The organism is Citricoccus sp. NR2 (assembly GCF_027594385.1).
In the GTDB taxonomy this organism is placed as follows: domain Bacteria; phylum Actinomycetota; class Actinomycetes; order Actinomycetales; family Micrococcaceae; genus CmP2.
Window position 1 is genome coordinate 2361821 of record NZ_CP115154.1, and the last position, 19084, is coordinate 2380904.

Consider the following 19084-nt stretch of genomic DNA (forward strand, 5'->3'; position numbering starts at 1 on the left):
CACGCTCAGGCGAGCGTGATCAGTTCCTGGTATTCAGTACTCCACAAGTCTTCAACGCCGTCGGGTAGTACCACTACGCGTTCCGGATCCAGCGCTTCAACAGCACCCTCATCGTGAGTCACCAGCACCACTGCACCCTCGTAGGTGCGCAGCGCGTTGAGGATCTCCTCGCGGCTGGCGGGATCCAGGTTGTTCGTGGGTTCGTCCAAGAGCAAGACGTTTGCGGAAGACGCCACCAGGGTCGCCAGCGCGAGTCGGGTCTTTTCACCGCCGGAGAGCACCCGGGCGGGCTTATCGACATCATCACCGGAGAACAAGAACGAGCCCAGCACGTTACGTACTTCGGTGTCCCCCAGTTGCGGCGCAGCCGTTCGCATGTTTTCCAGCACGGAGCGGTCTCCGTCGAGGGTCTCGTGTTCCTGAGCGTAGTAACCGAGTTTCAGGCCGTGGCCGGGCTCGATCTGACCGGTGTCGGAGTCCTCGATGCCGGCGAGCATGCGCAGCAGCGTGGTCTTACCGGCACCGTTGAAGCCAAGAATCACGACGCGTGAACCACGGTCGATTGCTAGGTCCAAGCCCGCGAAAATTTCGAGGGAACCATAGGATTTCGACAGGTGCGAGGCCCTCAAGGGGGTTTTGCCGCAGGGCGAGGGTTCGGGGAAGCGAATGGCCGCGACCTTATCCTGGGCACGTTCGCCTTCCACGCCGCGCATCAGCCGTTCGGCGCGCTTGAGCATGTTCTGCGCAGCCACCGCTTTCGTGGCCTTGGCGCGCATCTTGTTGGCCTGATCGACAAGAGCGGACGCCTTCTTTTGGGCATTGGCGAATTCACGCTTCCTGCGCGCCTGATCTTGCTCACGCTGGGACTGGTAGTTCTTCCAGTTCATGTTGTAGACGTCGATGGTCTGGCGCATCGCATCCAAATAGAGCACCTTGTTGACGGTCATTTCCATCAGAGCCACGTCGTGGCTGATCACGAGCAGACCACCCGAGTAGGACTTAAGGAAGTCGCGGAGCCACACGATTGAGTCGTGATCGAGGTGGTTGGTCGGCTCGTCCAGGAGCATCGTGTCGGCATTGCCGAAGAGGATCCGAGCCAGTTCCACCCGGCGTCGCTGACCGCCGGAGAGGGTGTGGAGCGGCTGGCTGAGGACGCGATCTGGTAGGGCGAGGTTGGCACAGATGGTCGCTGCCTCGGATTCGGCGGCGTAGCCACCGGCGGCGGTGAATCGGGCTTCGAGTTTCGCGTAGCGGTCCATGGCCTTGGACCGCTGGGCATCGGTTCCCTGAGCCATGTCTTGTTCGGCGCGACGCATCTTCTCAGTCACCTGGTCGAGCTCGCGGGCGGAGAGAATGCGGGAGCGAGCGGTTTGCTCCATGTCCTCGACCACCGGGTCCTGAGGTAGGTAGCCGATGGATCCGCTACGACTGACATCACCTGCAGCCGGGAGCGCGAATCCGGCGAGCACCTTGGTCAGTGTGGTCTTGCCGGCCCCGTTGCGTCCAACAAGACCGATTTTGTCGCCTTTGTCGACGCGGAAGTTGACCTCGTCCATCAGGACGCGCGCGCCGGCGCGAAGTTCGAGGTTTGAGACCGTGATCACGGTGACTCCTTCAGCGTTGGTGGTGTTCAAGGCATCGGCAGGGCCGGTCCGAGAGCGGACCGGCCCTGCCGAGTGGTGCGGACTTAGTGCGGATCAGATGTTGAAGCCGAGGGCCCGCATCTGCTCACGACCATCTTCCGTGATGCGTTCGGGACCCCACGGCGGCATCCAAACCCAGTTCAGGCGCCATTCGTCCACCATGGTGCTGATGGCCCGGGAGACCTGATCTTCGATCTCGTCGGTCAGCGGGCAGGCGGCGGTGGTGAGAGTCATGTCGACCAGCAGTGCGCCGTCGTCGGCGTAGTGCAGCCCGTAGAGCAGGCCGAGGTCAACCACGTTGACGCCGAGCTCCGGATCGATCACGTCCTTGAGGGCCTCTTCGAGATCCTCAATCGGAGTTTGTGCTGCTGTAGTCATGATGTCCTCCAGATCAGGCGCTGGCTGCGGCCTTCTCGTAAGCTACGTAGCCTTCCTCTTCCAGCTTATCTGCCAGCTCGGGGCCACCGGAATCGGCCACGTGGCCATCCACGAACACGTGCACGAAGTCCGGCTTGATGTAGCGGAGAATGCGGGTGTAGTGGGTGATGAGGAGCGTGCCCATGCCGTTGGTGTCCTGAGCGCGGTTGACGCCCTCGGAGACGACGCGCAGAGCATCGACGTCGAGGCCGGAGTCGGTCTCGTCGAGGATGGCGATCTTCGGCTTGAACAGCTCGAGCTGGAGAATCTCGACGCGCTTCTTCTCACCGCCGGAAAAGCCTTCGTTGACGTTACGGGCAGCGAAGGCGGGGTCGATGCGCAGCTGTTCCATGGCGGTCTTGACGTCCTTGGTCCAGTGGCGCAGCGACGGTGCTTCACCGTCGATGGCGGTCTTGGCGGTGCGCAGGAAATTGGTCATGGTGACGCCGGGGATCTCCACCGGGTACTGCATGGCCAAGAACAGGCCTGCCTGAGCGCGCTCATCGGGGCCCATCTCCAGGACATCTTCGCCGTCGAGGGTGATGGATCCACTGGTGACCTCATAGCGGGGGTGGCCTGCGATGGAGGCGGCCAGGGTGGACTTACCGGAGCCGTTGGGGCCCATGATGGCGTGGGTCTCACCGGAGTTGACGGTGAGGGACACGCCCTTCAGGATCTCCTTGGCGCCATTTTCCGTCTCGATCGAGACGTGCAGATCTTTGATCTCCAGGGTTGACATGTGTTCTCCTTGTCGATCCGCGCAGCCAGCGCGGGAAGTGTGGGGGTGTCGAGGACGGTCAGCGGTCGAACATCTTGAGTTCGGATTCCATGACCTGGGTGAGTTCGGCTTCGACGTCGTCGATGCCGATGCGCTGAATGATCTCGTTCAGGAAGCCGCGCACGATGAGTTTGCGGGCTTCCTTCTCGGTGATGCCGCGAGCCATGAGGTAGAAGAGCTGCTCTTCATCGAAGCGACCCGTGGAGGAAGCGTGGCCTGCGCCGTCGATGACACCAGTCTCGATCTCCAGGTTCGGGATCGAATCGGCGCGAGCCCCATCGGTGAGCACGAGGTTCTGGTTCTTCTCGTAGGAGTCGGTGCCTTCAGCCGCCTTTCGGATGAGCACATCGCCCACCCACACGGTGTGAGCGTCACGACCCTGCAGGGCACCCTTGTACAGCACGTTTGAGGTGCAGTTCGGGACTGCATGATCCACGAACAGTCGCTGCTCCAGGTGCTGACCGGCGTCGGCGAAGTAGAGACCATACATCTCGGCCTCGCCTCCGGGCTGCGTGAAGCGAGCTGTCGGGGTCAGACGCACCAGGGAACCGCCATAGCTGATGGCGATGTGCTTGTAGGCGGAGTCCTTCGCCAGCGAAGCCTGCTGCGAGGAAGTCTGGACCGCTCCAGCATCCCAGGCGTGCACGGAGGTGACGTTGATGCTGGCACCTTCCCGCACGTCGTACTCGATGTTCTGAGCCAGCACCGCGTTGCCACGATGGGTGATCAGGAAATCGGCCTTGGCGTTGTCCCCGGCGATGATCAGGATGTGCTGTGCAGCTGGAGTGGCATCCGTCCCGGTGATCTGAATCCGGATCGGCTCCTCGGCTTCGACGCCGTCGCCCAGCGTGATCACGGTAGCTTCCGAGAACGATGCCCAGGCTGCGGCCGAGGTACGGTCTTCCGGCGTCATGGCCTGGCCCAGGCGTGCATCATCGCGGCTCACCGTCTCGACGGTGAGCCCTTCCAACGAGGACACCTCAACGGTCGGAGCGGCACCCTGCAGGCGCTGCTCGTCGCCCTCGGGCAGGTCAAGTCCGCCTAGGCGCTCTAGCGGTGTAAAGCGCCAGTCTTCTTCGCGACCGGTCAGAACCGGGAAGTCGGCCAGGTGGAAACTGGTCGGGCGATCAGCTCGCGAGGTGCCGAACTTCTGCTTCTTCTCTTTCACGGAGTGGTCTGCGTGCTCGGACTGGGTTGCGGCGGCGATTTCTGCGGAAAGCTGCTCGCCTTCTTCGCCCATCCCGGGGATCAAGGGCGCAGCGCCACCGGTCTCAAGGTCGTTGGTCGTCTGGGACACTGTTTAGCCCACCGATCCTTCCATTTGCAGTTCGATCAGCTTGTTCAGCTCGAGGGCGTATTCCATAGGCAATTCGCGCGCAATGGGCTCGATGAAGCCGCGCACGATCATGGCCATGGCCTCATCCTCAGCCAGCCCACGGGACATTAGGTAGAAGAGTTGCTCCTCGGAAACCCGGGACACTGTCGCTTCATGGCCCAGCGTCACATCGTCCTCGCGGATGTCGATGTAGGGGTAGGTGTCGGAGCGGGAAATGGTGTCCACCAAGAGGGCGTCACACACCACCGAGTTGGCGGAGTTCTTCGCGCCTTCGACAACCTGAACCAGACCGCGGTACGCGGAACGGCCGCCCCCACGGGCCACGGATTTTGCCACGATGGAGCTTGAAGTGTTCGGTGCCAGGTGGACCATCTTGGATCCGGTGTCCTGGTGCTGGTCCTGGCCGGCGAAGGCAATGGACAGCGTCTCACCCTTGGCGTGTTCACCGGTGAGGTAGACCGCAGGGTACTTCATGGTGACCTTGGAGCCGATGTTGCCATCGATCCATTCCATGGTGCCACCCTCTTCAACGACGGCACGCTTGGTCACCAGGTTGTAGACGTTGGTTGACCAGTTCTGAATGGTCGTGTAGCGCACACGAGCATTCTTCTTGACGATGATTTCCACGACGGCGGAGTGCAGGGAGTCCGACTGGTAGATCGGTGCGGTGCAACCCTCGATGTAGTGCACGTAGGAATCTTCATCCGCGATGATCAGAGTGCGCTCGAACTGGCCCATGTTCTCCGTGTTGATACGGAAGTAAGCCTGCAGTGGGATCTCAACGTGAACGCCCTTCGGGACGTAAACGAAGGAACCACCGGACCAGACGGCGGTGTTCAATGCGGCGAACTTGTTGTCGCCCACCGGGATCACCGAGCCGAAGAACTCCTGGAAGATCTCCGGGTGTTCCTTCAGGCCGGTATCGGTGTCCAGGAAGATGACTCCCTGCTGCTCCAGATCCTCACGGATCTGGTGGTAAACGACCTCGGACTCGTACTGGGCGGCCACGCCGGCCACGAGACGCTCGCGCTCGGCCTCAGGGATGCCCAGACGCTCATAGGTGTTACGGATGTCTTCAGGAAGGTCTTCCCAGGTGCGAGCCTGGCCCTCGGTGGAGCGCACGAAGTACTTGATGTTGTCGAAGTCAATGCCCGACAGGTCAGCACCCCAGGTCGGCATGGGCTTGCGATCGAAGTACTTCAGGCCCTTCATGCGGGTCTTCAGCATCCACTCGGGTTCGTCTTTCTTACCCGAGATGTCACGCACGACTTCGTCGTTGAGACCACGACGTGCGTTCTCACCAGCAGCGTCGCTGTCGGCCCAGCCGTATTCATAGGCGCCGATGGCATTGAGTTCGGGGTTCTTCTCGAGAATCTCGTGAATCACGCCGGGATCGGCGGTTTCGCGAGCGACTTGATCAGTCATAATCAACCTCTTTGATAACGAACGTAGGTGGTCGGGAAACTGATGGGCGCGCTATTTTTCAGCGCGCTGAGCCGTGTGTGCTATCAGGCTGGCATGGGCACGGCGACCCAGCGGGACGTGTGTCGTGCACACGTGGCCACCTGTGGGGAGGGTGGACAGCCTGCGCACATCCACCTCTAGTAAACGTGCGAAGAGCTCGGTTTCTTCCTCGCAGAACTCGGGGAACTCGCCGGCCATCTCTTGAATCGGGCAGTGACCTTGGCAAATCTGTGCCGCCCGGAGGGTGGTCACCTTGCCGCCACGACCGGCACGACGCGTGGAAGCGGCGAATCCGGCTTCATCGAGAGTGCGAGTGAGGGCACGAATGCGATCCGTGAGATCTGCGTCCTCGGGGACGAGCTCGCTAAACCGCTGCTCCAGCGAGGCGAAGTGCTTGCGCGCCAACGAGCGAATAGCCTCGTCGCCAGAAATTTCCTGGAGGAGGCGCACAGCTTCGGAAGCAAGGTCTAGGTAGTCGTCGCCCAGGTGGGACTGGCCCTGCTGAGTGACGACATATCGACGCGACGGTCGCCCGGCTCCCCTGCTCCCGGCCACGGATTTAACTTCGACGAGGCCATCTTTCTCAAGTGAGTCCAGATGACGCCGAACCGCAGCCGCGGTGAGCTGGAGCTGGTCCCCAATCGTGGCAGCACTGACGGGACCGTGCGTCAAGACCGAGTTGAGTACGTTGTCGCGCGTGCTCTCCCGAGATCCCGACGACGCCCCGGATACCGCAGGCTGCACATGAGGGGAATACATGCCTCCTATCTTCTCTAATTAATCGAGCAGTTCCAAGTAAGGACCACCTATACTGGCTTGTTTCCATGCGGTTGACGAACTACATGGGCGACGTCACGGCTTCACTGTCGCTATCGCTGGCCGGCGAGTAGGTAGCATAAGGGGGTGCTCGGACAACCCACCTCCGCTGATCTGCGCCTACCGGCGCCTGGTACCGCTTTGCTGCATCTCGACGATGTACACAAGTCGGTTCATTCGCGCACGGGCCGGGTGGAAATTCTGCGCGGAGTGAGCTTGACAGCTCGCGCTGGCTGTGTCACCGCGTTGCTGGGTCCCAACGGCGCCGGAAAAACCACCACGCTCAATATCTCCCAAGGTCTTGATCGCCCCAGCCACGGTTCGGTCCGCCTTCTTGGGGAAGATCCCTGGCGGGCTCCGTCCGCGTTGCGTAGCCGGGTGGGTGTCATGCTTCAGGAGGGCGGATTACCGCCGTCGGCTACTCCGGCTCGACTCCTGCGTCACATAGCCGCTTTGTACCGCCACCCCGCAGATATTCGGGCCCTCAGTGAACGCCTCGGGATCGATGACTTCGCCGACCGGACGATCCGTCGACTTTCGGGCGGGCAAAAGCAACGCGTGGCCCTGGCCGCTGCGCTGACCGGCCGCCCCGCAGTGGTTTTCCTGGATGAGCCCAGTGCGGGATTGGACCCGATCTCCCGCAAGATCGTCTTCGACATCATCGAGGAGCTCAAGCAGGCGGGACTGGCGCTCATTCTTACGACCCATTTGCTTGATGATGCTCAGCGTCTCGCTGATGAGGTCATCTTGCTTAAGCACGGTGTTGTTGAACGTGCTGGTTCCGTCGCCGAACTGACGTCGAACGGCGAAAAGAACCCCGTGGAATTCACCATCGATCGGCGACTCACTCCAGACGATGAGGCCACGGTGCCTCAGGGGCTAACCCTGACCGTAGTCGACTCTCAGGTCTCGGCCGGATCTGAGCCCAGGGTCCGTGTATCTGGCGTGCAGGGTACCCGAGATCTAGTGGCCCTGGCGCAATGGTGGCACGAGCGAGGCCTGATGCCTGAACGACTGACCATGTCCGAACGTTCCTTGGAAGATGTCTTCTGGGAGGTGGGACCGTGACGGAAACTCCCCTGACCGATTTCACCCCAGCGGAGGGGCCCAACCAAGCCAGCGCCGGACGCCGGATTATGGCTCAAGGTGCTTACGAAACGCGGACCACGCTCTCGAACGGGGAGCAACTACTGGTCGCGCTGATCCTCCCGATCATGGCCCTCGTGGCACTGTCCGTGACGGGTGTGCTCGACGACGGTCAGGGACATTCCAGCGTCGATGTTGCGGTTCCTGGAATTTTCGCCCTTGCCGTGTTGTCTTCCGGTCTGACGGGCCAGGGCATCGCCACAGGGTTCGACCGTCGCTACGGGGTGCTCACGTACCTGTCGACCACGCCGCTGGGATCCCTGGGGCTTTTGCTCGGCAAGATTCTCGCCGTGATGATGGTGCTGGTCGTGCAGCTCATCGTGCTGGGATCTATAGGCGGATTCTTGGGCTGGTCGCCAGAATGGCGAGGCACGGTTTTCGCACTGATCTTTATCCTCATCGGCGCGGTCGCCTTCACAGGCATCGGACTCTTCATTGCCGGTACCGTGCGTCCAGAAGCAACCCTGGCGCTGACGAACCTACTTTGGGTTGTATTGGGCGCCGCCGGCGGAATCATCTTCCCCATTTCTATGGGCCCGGCCACCTTCATTCTGCACTTGTTGCCCTCGACTGCTCTGGGCAACGGTCTGCGGACGGCATTGATCGATGGGGAACTTGCCCTCACGCCGCTGTTGGTCTTGGTGTTGTGGGGCGCCGTGGCCGTGGCGGGAACAGTACGCTGGTTCAAGTGGCGTTGAGCGCCACGAACCCTTTTTCAAGAAAGCAGTGATTCGCACCGTGAGCAACACACCCGGTCCTCTGAAAGACGCACTGGTGGAACGCCCTAGCCCGTGGCGTCGCGTGATTAACGCCGTGGACCAGACGGCCGATCGGTTCATGCCGCACTCGTTCACAAAACTGACCCTCGGGTTGGCGGTGGCCTCGCTAATCTCCGAGATTGGCATCATCGTTACGGGTGGTGCCGTCCGACTCACTCAGTCCGGTCTCGGTTGCCCTACCTGGCCACGATGCACCCCAGAATCGTTCACCAACACCCCCGAAATGGGTATTCACGGCATCATCGAGTTCGGTAATCGCACGCTGACTTTTGTCCTGGCAGCGATTGCGCTGGCGATGGTCATGGTGCTGTGGAACCGACGCCGTAGTCATCCGCAGGTCTTCTGGATCGCAGTGGGCCTGCTGCTCGGTATTCCGGGGCAGGCCATCATCGGCGGTATTACCGTGTTAACGCAGTTGAATCCCTGGGTCGTGGCCTTCCACTTCCTGCTTTCTACGGTCATGGTCAGTTTCGCGACGCTGATGTTGAACCGGGTTTCGCTCGAAGTCCGAGCTCAACGCGAGGGACGCGTCAACCTCCCTGTGGTTGATGGGGAGACCACCACGTGGAGCCGGGGCCTAGCTTGGGCCATCTTCGTTATCGGCTGGGTGGTGCTGTACTTGGGCACCATTGTTACTGGCACCGGACCACATGGCGGAGACGCGGATGCTCCGCGCCACGGATTCGACCCCCTGATCGTGACCCGGATGCACGCTTTCCCAGTTTACCTCATGGTGGCAGCAACGGTGCTGTTCCTCATCCTGGTGCTACGGATGAACTCTTCGGCGAGCCAACGACGCAGCGCCTGGCTGATGTTCGCCGCGGTCATCCTGCAGGGCGTCATCGGCTATATCCAGCACTTCACTGGGCTTCCTATTGGACTCGTGCTGCTGCACATGCTGGGCTCGGGACTCGTCGTCTGGGCGATGACGCTGGTGTGGGATCGGCAACGATCATCTTATGTAGCAAATCGCGGCACCGGGGACGTGCGGTCTACCCGATAGGGCGCATAAGCAACAGCAAAGACCACCTCGTATCAACGAGGTGGTCTTTTGCTTTGAGTTGAGGAATATCGTGGCGTGGCCACCATCAGTGGGCGGGCAACGTGACCGTGCCTCAGCGGTGCCAATGGGCTGTTCAACGGGTATCCGAGGAGCTTCAGAACGGCCCATCCGTCACCAGGGAAACCCCAGCGATCAAAGGAGAGCGGGAATCTCAGGCGCCGATGCGCATGAGGGGCTCACCGACGAACGGGTCGATGGCTAGTGCGATGAAGAGCAGCGTCAAGTAGGTGATGGAGAGGTGGAAGACCTTCATAGCCTTCTTCTCTGTAAACCCGGGGCGCTGGGCATCGCGGTGGAGCACGTGCGATTCGTAGAGGAACCAGCCACCGGCGACCACTGCGACCGCGGTGTAGGTGATCCCAGCCCAGCCCATGGGCACCAGCAACAGGGAACACGCAATGGTGGCCCACGCGTAGAGCACGACCTGGCTGGAAACGACGCGCGCCGAGGCGACTGCACCCAGCATCGGGACGGACGCATTCTGGTAGTCAGTCTTATACTTCAGCGACAGCGGCCAGTAGTGCGGCGGCGTCCAGAGGAAGATGATGAGGAACAGCACAATGGCCGGCCATTCCACGGTGTCACGCACAGCGGCCCAGGCGATCAACACCGGGAAGCAACCAGCGATCCCGCCCCACACAATGTTCTGCTCGGTGCGGCGCTTGAGGATCAATGAGTAGATCACTACGTAGAAGAAGATGGCCAGAGCGCCCAAAGCGGCAGCCAGCAGGTTTGCGCCAAATCCGAGGATGAACAGCGAGGCGATGCCCATGAGCCAGGAGAAAATGAGTGCTTCACGCGGGGTGACGTCGCCGGTCACCAGCGGACGGTTCTCCGTACGCTTCATCACCTTGTCAATGTCGCGGTCGATGTAGCAGTTGAAAGCACTGGCTGAGCCCGCAGACATCGCACCGCCGATCATGGTGGCGATCATCACCCAGACATCCGGGAACCCACGCTGTGCGAAAATCATCGTCGGCAGCGTCGTCACCAGCAGCAGTTCCATCACGCGTGGCTTCGTCAGGGCGACGTAGGCGGCGAACTTTCGCTTGAATCCGATCTTCTGGACGTGATGACCAACCGGTGCCTCAACCGGGGTCTCATTCAGCGGGGATTCAACAGAGGAAGACATGTACAACTCGCGGGGCAGGTGGCAGGTGAGTAGGCACGACGCGCGTGCCTTATCCAGTGTAGCCGTCTTTCTCGACGATACGTCGAATAACTCGGGTGCTGAAGCCGTTAGAGCGATAAGCTGTTCCCGTACCCGTTCGCAAACATCTCCACAGGAGGAACTTCGTGACGACGTCTTCGACTCCCGAACAGTCCGCTCAGCAGCAGTTGAATCGCTTGGTTCCGGCTCGGGAGTATTCCTACACCGAAGACGAAGCCCGGTTCGTCGACACGTTGCGAGTCCTGGCCGGCGACGCCGTCGAGCGGGCCGGGCACGGTCACCCCGGTACCGCCATCTCCCTGGCTCCGGTGGCCTGGCAGCTGTTCCAGAACCTGATGCACATTGATCCGCAGGACGACGCCTGGGCAGGACGTGACCGTTTCATCCTCTCCCCCGGCCACACCTCGTTGACCCTGTACCTGCAGTTGTTTGCTGCCGGCTACGGTCTGGAAATCGACGATATTGAGGCACTGCGAACCTGGGGCTCACTGACCCCGGGCCACCCCGAATACGGCCACACCAAGGGTGTGGAAATCACCACCGGCCCACTGGGCCAGGGTCTCGCTTCGGCGGTGGGCTTCGCCTACGAGCAGCGGCGGGTCCGCGGTCTGCTCGATCCTGATGCACCGGCGGGAACCTCGCCCTTCGACCACCACGTTTTTGTGATTGCCTCGGATGGAGACCTGCAGGAGGGCGTGACCTCGGAAGCCTCCTCGCTAGCCGGTACTCAGGAACTGGGCAACCTGATTGTCATCTACGACGACAACAAGATCTCCATCGAAGACGACACCAATGTGGCCTTCTCGGAAGACGTAGCCGCACGGTACCGCGCTTACGGCTGGGACGTGCAGGAAGTGGACTGGACCGCTTCTGGCGCCTACGTCGAAGACACTCGCGAGCTCTACGACGCTGTGGTTGCTGCCAAGAAGGAGACTACGCGCCCGTCGCTCATCGTATTGCGCACGGTGATTGGCTGGCCCTCCCCCACCAAACAGAACACCGGGGGCATCCACGGTTCCAAGCTGGGCGCCGAAGAACTCGCTGGTCTGAAGAACGCGCTAGGCTTCGACCCCGAGAAACACTTCGATGTTGACCCCCGGCTGCTGGAGCAAGCCCGTAAGCTGGGCGCCCGTTCCGCGGACTACCGTGCCGCATGGGAGCAGTCCCTGCAGCGCTGGCGAGCCGAGAACCCGGAAAGGGCTGAGCTGTTCGATCGGCTGCGGAACCGCGACCTGCCCGCAGGTTTCGCGGAGGCGTTCCCGAGTTTCGAGGCTGATTTCGGCGACGGCGCGAAGGGTCTGGCCACCCGCGCCGCCTCCGGGAAGGTGTTGAACGCGCTGGCCGGCGTCATGCCGGAACTCTGGGGCGGTTCCGCTGACCTGGCCGGTTCGAATAACACCACCATGGCGGGCGAGCCGTCATTCATCCCCGCCGCGCGTCAGACCGACACTTGGTCGGGCAGCCCCTACGGTCGTACCCTGCACTTCGGTATTCGCGAGCATGCTGCCGCCGCCATCGTGAACGGCATCTCTTTGGGTATGCTGACCCGGGCCTACGCCGGAACGTTCCTGATTTTCTCCGACTACCAGCGACCTGCGGTGCGTCTGGCCGCGCTGATGCAGGTCCCCTCGATCTTCGTGTGGACCCACGACTCGATCGGCTTGGGCGAGGATGGCCCCACTCACCAGCCGGTGGAGCAGCTGGCCAGCCTGCGTGCGATCCCCGGCCTCGATGTCGTGCGTCCTGCCGACGCCAACGAAACCGCCTGGGCCTGGAAGACGATCCTGGAACACACGGACCGCCCGGCTGGACTGGTGCTCTCGCGCCAGAATCTGCCGATCTTCCCGCGCGGCACGGATGGCTTCGCTGAAGCTTCCGGCACTGCTCGTGGCGCTTACGTGCTGCTCGAAGCTCAGGACGCCAGCGGTGCGGCTGTGACTCCGGATGCCGTGGTGATCGCCACCGGATCCGAGGTTCAGCTCGCGATCTCCGCCCGAGAGCAGCTTCAGGCTCAGGGCATCGCCACCCGCGTTGTCTCCGCTCCCTGTCTCGAATGGTTCGACGCACAAGACGCCGACTACCGTGAGTCCGTGCTCGGCGCCGCCGGTACCGCTCGTGTCTCCATCGAAGCCGGCGTCAGCCAGGGCTGGCAGAAATACACAGGTGCCCGCGGCGCCAACGTGTCCCTGGAACACTTCGGTGCTTCCGCCGACTACCAGCGGCTCTTCGACGAATTCGGCATTACCGCTGAGGCTGTTGTGGAGGCTGTACGTGATCTCACTGTCGACAGCACCGATGCTCAGAAGGAGAACTGAACATGACGCAGAATTCCCGGACCCAGGCCCTGCACGATGCGGGCGTGTCCCTGTGGTTGGACGACCTCTCCCGCGACCGCATCACTTCCGGCAACCTGCAGGAGCTCATCGACACCCGCACCATCACGGGCGTGACCACGAACCCGGCGATATTCGCGGCGGCCCTATCTCAGGGCACCAGCTATGACGCGGATATCGCGGAGCTGGCCCAGAAGGGCGCCACCGTAGATGAAGCGGTGGTCCGACTGACGACGGACGACGTGCGCGCCGCCTGCGACGTCATGGCCCCGCTCTACCAGCAGACCGCTGGCGTCGATGGCCGGGTGTCGATCGAGGTTGATCCTCGCCTGGCTCGTGAAACCGAAGCCACCGTAGAGGAGGCCAAGCGTCTGGCGGAGACGGTGGGACGCGAGAATGTGCTGATCAAGATTCCTGCAACCAAGGAAGGCCTCCCCGCGATTTCGGGGGTGATCGCCGCCGGAATCAGTGTCAACGTCACCCTGATTTTTTCGCTCAACCGATACCGTGAAGTGATCAACGCCTGGATGATCGGACTCGAGCGCGCCCGGGACGCCGGATACGACCTGAGCACCATTCACTCCGTGGCGTCCTTCTTCGTCTCCCGAGTGGACACCGAGATCGACCGCCGCCTTGATGAACTTGACCTCGACGCCGACCGTCGGGCCGCCCTGCGCAGCAGGGCCGGTCTGGCCAACGCACGCCTGGCCTACCGGATCTTCACCGACGCCCTGGACACCGAGCGGTGGCGGCTATTGGCGGCAGCAGGAGCTCCAGTCCAGCGCCCGCTGTGGGCCTCGACCGGAACCAAAGACCCGCAGCTGCCCGACACTCTATACGTCGTCGGCCTGGTCGCACCCAACACGGTGAACACCATGCCGGAGAAGACCCTCGAGGCACTGGCGGACCACGGCGAGGTGGTGGGCGACACCGTGCAGGACGGCTACGACGACGCCGATGAGCTTCTCGATGAGCTCGGCCGTCTCGGCATTGACTACCAGGACGTCGTCACCGTGCTGGAGACCGAGGGCCTGCAGAAGTTCGTTGACGCCTGGAACGAACTGCTTGGACGACTGTCCCAGTCACTCGACGCCGCCCGCTAGACCCTGACCTTCCCGCCGAGACCGCAGACCGTTCGACCGATTGAACGACAAAGGACAGACAATGAACTCCCTGGGTATTAACGCCACCGGCGCGGCCGCCGATGCGATCGACCGTCACGTCGCCACCCTGGTCAATGATCGTGTGGCCTCCCGGCTGGGCGAGCAGGACGCCACCCTCTGGGGCGCCGAGGCCGAATCGGAAGCCTCGCGTCGTCTGGGCTGGGTGGACCCGTTTGAAGCAACCCGTGCCATCCTGCCCGAGCTGTTCGAGATGCGCGCGGACCTGCACGCCGAGAACATTCATCGGGTCATCCTCGCCGGAATGGGCGGGTCCTCGCTGGCTCCCGAAGTGATTGCTGCGGCGGCCGGGGCCGAGCTCACGGTGTTGGATTCCACCGATCCAGAGATGATTGGCAACGTGCTGGCCGCCGGAGTCAAGGACGCCGTGCTCGTGGTGGCCTCCAAATCGGGCTCCACGGTGGAGACCGACTCCCAGCGTCGCGCCTTTGCCCGCGCGTGCGAAGACGCCGGCCTGCAACCCAACCGGCACATCATCGTGGTCACGGATCCCGGCTCTCCACTCGATGAGCTGGGCCGCGCTGAAGGGTACCGTGCGGTGTTCCATGCCGACCCGTCCGTGGGTGGACGCTATTCGGCCCTCACCGCGTTCGGAATCGTTCCGACAGCCCTGGCCGGCGTCGACGTCGAGAAGCTCCTCGAGGAGGCCGAAGAAGTCCTCGACCTGCTCCTCACCGACGACACCGACAACATCGGACTGCGGCTCGGCGCGGCCATTGGCGGCACGGCACCGTTGCGAGACAAACTCGTCATCTCCGTGCTTGACCAGGGCCTACCCGGATTCGGTGACTGGGCTGAGCAGCTCATCGCTGAATCCACCGGTAAAAACGACACGGGCCTGCTTCCAGTCGTGGTCGAGACTGGTGCCCCGGAGATCTCCTCGTCGGCTGCCGATCTGCTGCAGGTCGAGATCATTCCAGACGTCGACCACCCGCTGGACGGTCAGACCGAACTCTTCGACGTCGACCCCGCTCAGCGCCAGGCTCCAGAGCACGGAGTCCAGGTCTACGGTCCGTTGGGGGCCCAGTTCTTGCTCTGGGAATTCGCCACAGCGATCGCCGGGCGCCTGCTGCAGGTCAACCCCTTTGACCAGCCGGATGTCGAGTCCGCCAAGGTGGCTGCCCGCGCGCTGCTTGACGCAACCCCGGAGCCGGAGGTGGCCCAGGCCCAGGTCAACGGCATCGAGATCTTCGGTCCCGGGTCCGTGACTGCCCCGGCCCAGGGCGAGCCCGCCGGCACGGTGGCCGCGCTGGCCGACGTCCTCAGCGCCACCCTGGAACTGATTCCGGAACACGGATATCTCAGCGTGCAGGCCTACCTCGACAGGCTCAACAACAGCGAGTTGGCCGCGATGCGCGGCCAACTCGCCAGCGCGACAGATCGTCCGGTGACCTTCGGCTGGGGACCCCGCTTCCTGCACTCGACCGGTCAGTTCCACAAAGGCGGACCGAAGGTCGGTGTCTTCCTCCAGATCACCGGAGACTCATTCGCCGACCTTGAGGTACCGGGCCGACCCTTCAGCTTCGGCCAGCTGATTACCGCCCAAGCCGCCGGTGATGCTCGCGTGCTCAGCGACCACGGAATGACCGTGGTGCGCCTGCACGTGCAAGACCGGCAACGCGGTTTGCAGCAGGTGCTGGAAGCGGCCCAGCGGATTTCTCAGGGCTGAGTAGCGGATTGTAGGCTTGACCGGTGATCAATCCCCTGCGTGACACCGCCGATCGTCGACTCACGAGGATCGCCGGGCCGTCGGCCCTGGTCCTGTTCGGAGTAACCGGCGACCTGGCGCGCAAGAAACTGCTCCCCGCCATTTATGACCTCGCCAACCGCGGGCTCTTACCGCCGGGGTTCTCCCTGGTCGGATTCGGCCGCCGCGACTGGGACGACGACGCCTTCACCGAGCAGGTGCGGTCCTCCGTAGAGGCCTCCGCACGCACCGAATGGAACCAGACCGTATGGGACCAGCTGCGCGGCGGATTCCGCTTCGTCTCCGGTGGGTTCGACGACGCAGCCGCCTACGAAAAACTAGGCGAAGTGCTCACCGAGCTGGAATCCAGCCGCGGCACCGGCGGCAACACCGCGTTTTACTTGTCCATCCCGCCGGACTGGTTCGCCGAGGTCTCCCAACAGCTGGTAGACCACGAGCTCGCTGGCCGTGATCTGGCCAGTGACCGCCCCGCCGCCGACCGCCCCTGGCGCCGGGTTGTCATCGAGAAGCCCTTCGGCCACGATCTGGCCAGTGCCCGCGAACTCAATGACGTCATTGAGCAGGTCTTCGAGCCCGACGCCGTATTCCGGATCGATCACTATCTGGGCAAAGAAACCGTACAGAACCTGCTGGCGCTGCGCTTCGCGAACCGCCTGTTCGAGCCACTTTGGAACTCCCAGCACGTGGACCATGTGCAGATCACCATGGCAGAGAACATCGGTATCGGTGGGCGCGCCGGCTACTACGATGGGGTGGGGGCGGCCCGCGACGTCATCCAGAACCACCTGCTCCAGTTGCTCGCCCTCACTGCCATGGAGGAGCCACTGTCGTACGAGGCGCACCATCTGCGAGCCGAAAAAGAGAAGGCCCTCGCCGCGGTCACCCTGCCAGAGGATCTCAGTCTCGCCTGTGCCCGGGGTCAGTACACCGGAGGGTGGCAGGGCGGCGAAAAGGTCGTGGGCTTCCTCGAAGAGGAGGGGTTCAACCCCGAATCCACCACCGAGACCTACGCCGCGCTGAAGCTCGACATCAAGAACCGGCGCTGGGATGGTGTGCCGTTCTACCTGCGTGCCGGCAAACGACTCGGCCGCCGCGTCACCGAAATCGCCGTCGTCTTCAAAAAGGCACCGAATCTGCTGTTCTCAGAGCACGATGCCGAAAACCTGGGACAAAACACCGTGGTGATCCGCGTCCAGCCGGATGAGGGTGTGACCATCCGCTTCGCTTCCAAGGTGCCGGGCACCCAGCTGGAGATCCGCGACGTCACGATGGACTTCGGCTACGGCCACGCATTCACGGAAGACTCTCCGGAAGCTTATGAGCGACTCATCCTGGATGTGTTGCTCGGCGAACCGCCGCTGTTCCCCCGGCACGAGGAAGTGGAGCTGTCCTGGCGGATTCTGGATCCCTTCGAAGAATACTGGGCTTCCCTACCGGATCAACCGGAACCCTATACCCCCGGTAGTTGGGGTCCCGCCAGCGCCGACGCGCTGCTAGAACGTGACGGACGCGTCTGGAGGAGGCCCTGATGCTTGTGGATCTTCAGAACACCACCACCGCCACGCTGGTCAAGGAAATGGACCGATTGCGTGAAGTCGGCGGCGTAGTCGCCCTGGGACGGGTTCTCACCCTGATTGTCTCGACCGATGCTGACCGCGCCGAATCGGTCATCCAGGCAGCCAACGCCGCCTCCCGCGAGCACCCCTGCCGCGTCATCGTCTACGCCGCCGGTGACCCGAACGCCGTGACCACCCTCGACGCGCAGATTCGGGTGGGCGGCGACGCCGGTGCCTCCGACGTGGTGGTGCTCTATGGTCATGGGGCCAACGCTACTGAATCCGAATCCTTGGTCAGCGCCCTGTTGCTCCCGGACGCTCCCATCGTGGTGTGGTGGACCCATCAGATTCCCGAGGAGCCGGCCGCCTCTCCCCTGGGCCGCATTGCCCACCGGCGCATCATGGATACCAGCGTGGGACACGACGTCGTGGGGTCCCTGCGCATGCTCCGGAAGGGCTACTCGGCCGGGGACACCGACCTGGCGTGGACACGACTCACCGGTTGGCGCATCCAGCTGGCCGCTATTTTCGACGACGTCGACGCCAGCACCGTGCGTTCCGTGACCGTGGAAGGTGCCGTGGACTCCGCCTCCACGATCCTGCTGGCCGCTTGGCTGACCTATCGTTTCCAGGTGCCGGTCACGATGGCTCGCACCCCGGGGCAAGGCATTCGGTCCGTGCGATTCGTGCGCGCCGAAGGCGATATCGTGTTGGCACGCCCCGCCGGTCAAGCAGTCGCGTCGCTGTATCAACAGAACCGTCCGGTGCAGCGGATCTCCCTGCCACGCCGTTCCGCCCAGGACTGCCTGACCGAGGAACTGCGACGCATGGGGCCCGACGACATTTTCGGTGAAGTGCTCCAGCGCGGACTGCCCCGAACCGACCTGAAAGTAGTGGCCCCCAGTGAACGTTGACGTGCAGCAGTTCCCCGATCGTGCCGAGCTCTGCTTCCAGGCAGCGGAGTCTCTCCTCGACGTGGTGACATCCGCCCTCCAGCAACGCGGCATCGCCCATGTGGTGTTGACGGGTGGTTCCACCGGCATCGGTATTCTCACCGCTCTCAGCGAACGTCGGCGGGCCCGCACCGCATTGGACTGGTCGAACGTGCACTTCTGGTTCGGGGATGAACGCTATCTTCCGGAAAACGATGGCGATCGCAATTCGCTGCAGGCCGACCAGAGCGTCCTGAATGAACTGGTGGCCGAAGGACTGATCGGGCAGGCCCAGGTACATCGTGTGGCTGGTCCTGACGCCTCCAAAGACATCGCAGATGCCGCCCGTCGCTACTCCGAGGCGCTGGCCGAGGCGGCCTCGACGAGTCCGGGCCCAGACGCCCGGCTCCCCCGGTTTGATGTGTTGTTGCTCGGGGTGGGTCCTGATGCCCATGTGGCCAGCCTGTTCCCCGATCGTTCCGGCCCCACAGAACTCGGCGCCACCGTCATCCCCGTCGAGAACTCCCCCAAACCACCATCGTTGCGCGTCTCGTTGACCGTGGAGGCCATCAATACCGCGGACCGGGTGTGGTTCGTGGTCGCGGGAGCCGATAAAGCCGATGCTGTCGGATCCGTCAGAGCAGCACAGCAGGCCGGGGAACGTGATGCGCAGCGTCTGCCCGCGAGCCTGGTGCAAGGCCGTCAGGAAACCGTCTGGTGGCTTGACGACGCCGCGGCCGGTCTCTGACAGACATCTCTGA

General features: G+C 62.9%; 16 protein-coding genes. 9 read left to right on the forward strand and 7 right to left on the reverse strand.

Annotation, left to right across the window (positions count from 1 at the left end):
* Positions 1 to 5: 5 nt before the first annotated feature.
* The 6 genes from O1A05_RS11035 to O1A05_RS11060 form a co-directional block, all read right to left on the reverse strand.
* Positions 6 to 1604, reverse strand: a complete 1599-nt coding sequence (locus O1A05_RS11035) for an ABC-F family ATP-binding cassette domain-containing protein (protein ID WP_270105261.1) — start codon at positions 1602 to 1604, stop codon at positions 6 to 8.
* A 93-nt stretch (positions 1605 to 1697) separates the two neighbouring features.
* A complete protein-coding gene (locus tag O1A05_RS11040) occupies positions 1698 to 2021 on the reverse strand; it encodes a metal-sulfur cluster assembly factor (protein WP_270105262.1) in 324 nt (107 codons plus the stop codon).
* A gap of 13 nt (positions 2022 to 2034) precedes the next feature.
* Entirely contained in the window at positions 2035 to 2799 is a 765-nt protein-coding gene (gene sufC / locus O1A05_RS11045; RefSeq protein WP_270105263.1) for a Fe-S cluster assembly ATPase SufC, read from the reverse strand.
* Positions 2800 to 2857: 58 nt separating this feature from the next.
* Positions 2858 to 4078 (reverse strand): Fe-S cluster assembly protein SufD, encoded by a 1221-nt coding sequence (gene sufD / locus O1A05_RS11050; RefSeq protein ID WP_270107569.1) that lies wholly within the window; start codon positions 4076 to 4078, stop codon positions 2858 to 2860.
* 60 nt (positions 4079 to 4138) lie between these two features.
* Entirely contained in the window at positions 4139 to 5599 is a 1461-nt protein-coding gene (gene sufB / locus O1A05_RS11055) for a Fe-S cluster assembly protein SufB (protein WP_270105264.1), read from the reverse strand.
* Positions 5600 to 5650: 51 nt separating this feature from the next.
* Positions 5651 to 6397 (reverse strand): helix-turn-helix transcriptional regulator, encoded by a 747-nt coding sequence (locus O1A05_RS11060; RefSeq protein ID WP_270105265.1) that lies wholly within the window; start codon positions 6395 to 6397, stop codon positions 5651 to 5653.
* 267 nt (positions 6398 to 6664) lie between these two features.
* On the opposite strand from O1A05_RS11060, the gene O1A05_RS11065 reads away from it, so the two are divergent.
* Genes O1A05_RS11065 through O1A05_RS11075 form a run of 3 tightly spaced genes read left to right on the forward strand, consistent with a single transcriptional unit; the run spans position 6665 to position 9382 of the window.
* Positions 6665 to 7522, forward strand: coding sequence for an ABC transporter ATP-binding protein (locus O1A05_RS11065; RefSeq protein ID WP_333482018.1), 858 nt, complete (start codon positions 6665 to 6667; stop codon positions 7520 to 7522).
* The gene (locus O1A05_RS11070) at positions 7519 to 8298 is read left to right on the forward strand and encodes an ABC transporter permease (RefSeq protein ID WP_333481982.1); all 780 of its coding nucleotides are present in this window, start codon (positions 7519 to 7521) and stop codon (positions 8296 to 8298) included. The genes O1A05_RS11065 and O1A05_RS11070 overlap by 4 nt, the downstream gene beginning before the upstream one ends.
* 40 nt (positions 8299 to 8338) lie before the next feature.
* Positions 8339 to 9382 carry a COX15/CtaA family protein gene (locus O1A05_RS11075; protein ID WP_270105267.1) on the forward strand — a complete coding sequence of 348 codons (1044 nt, stop codon included), beginning with the start codon at positions 8339 to 8341 and terminating at the stop codon, positions 9380 to 9382.
* Positions 9383 to 9593: 211 nt separating this feature from the next.
* Here the strand turns inward: O1A05_RS11075 and O1A05_RS11080 are convergent, their stop codons facing one another.
* Entirely contained in the window at positions 9594 to 10574 is a 981-nt protein-coding gene (locus O1A05_RS11080) for a heme o synthase (RefSeq protein ID WP_270105268.1), read from the reverse strand.
* A 215-nt stretch (positions 10575 to 10789) separates the two neighbouring features.
* On the opposite strand from O1A05_RS11080, the gene tkt reads away from it, so the two are divergent.
* From tkt to pgl, 6 genes are all read left to right on the forward strand, one after another.
* Entirely contained in the window at positions 10790 to 12928 is a 2139-nt protein-coding gene (gene tkt / locus O1A05_RS11085) for a transketolase (protein ID WP_270107571.1), read from the forward strand.
* 2 nt (positions 12929 to 12930) lie between these two features.
* Positions 12931 to 14049, forward strand: a complete 1119-nt coding sequence (gene tal, locus O1A05_RS11090) for a transaldolase (RefSeq protein WP_270105269.1) — start codon at positions 12931 to 12933, stop codon at positions 14047 to 14049.
* Between the two features lie 61 nt (positions 14050 to 14110).
* Positions 14111 to 15796 (forward strand): glucose-6-phosphate isomerase, encoded by a 1686-nt coding sequence (locus O1A05_RS11095; protein ID WP_270105270.1) that lies wholly within the window; start codon positions 14111 to 14113, stop codon positions 15794 to 15796.
* A gap of 23 nt (positions 15797 to 15819) precedes the next feature.
* A complete protein-coding gene (gene zwf / locus O1A05_RS11100) occupies positions 15820 to 17364 on the forward strand; it encodes a glucose-6-phosphate dehydrogenase (protein WP_270105271.1) in 1545 nt (514 codons plus the stop codon).
* Positions 17364 to 18305 carry a glucose-6-phosphate dehydrogenase assembly protein OpcA gene (locus tag O1A05_RS11105; protein ID WP_270105272.1) on the forward strand — a complete coding sequence of 314 codons (942 nt, stop codon included), beginning with the start codon at positions 17364 to 17366 and terminating at the stop codon, positions 18303 to 18305. The genes zwf and O1A05_RS11105 overlap by 1 nt, the downstream gene beginning before the upstream one ends.
* Entirely contained in the window at positions 18295 to 19071 is a 777-nt protein-coding gene (pgl, locus tag O1A05_RS11110) for a 6-phosphogluconolactonase (RefSeq protein WP_270105273.1), read from the forward strand. Before O1A05_RS11105 ends, pgl begins: the two co-directional genes overlap by 11 nt.
* Positions 19072 to 19084: the final 13 nt, after the last annotated feature.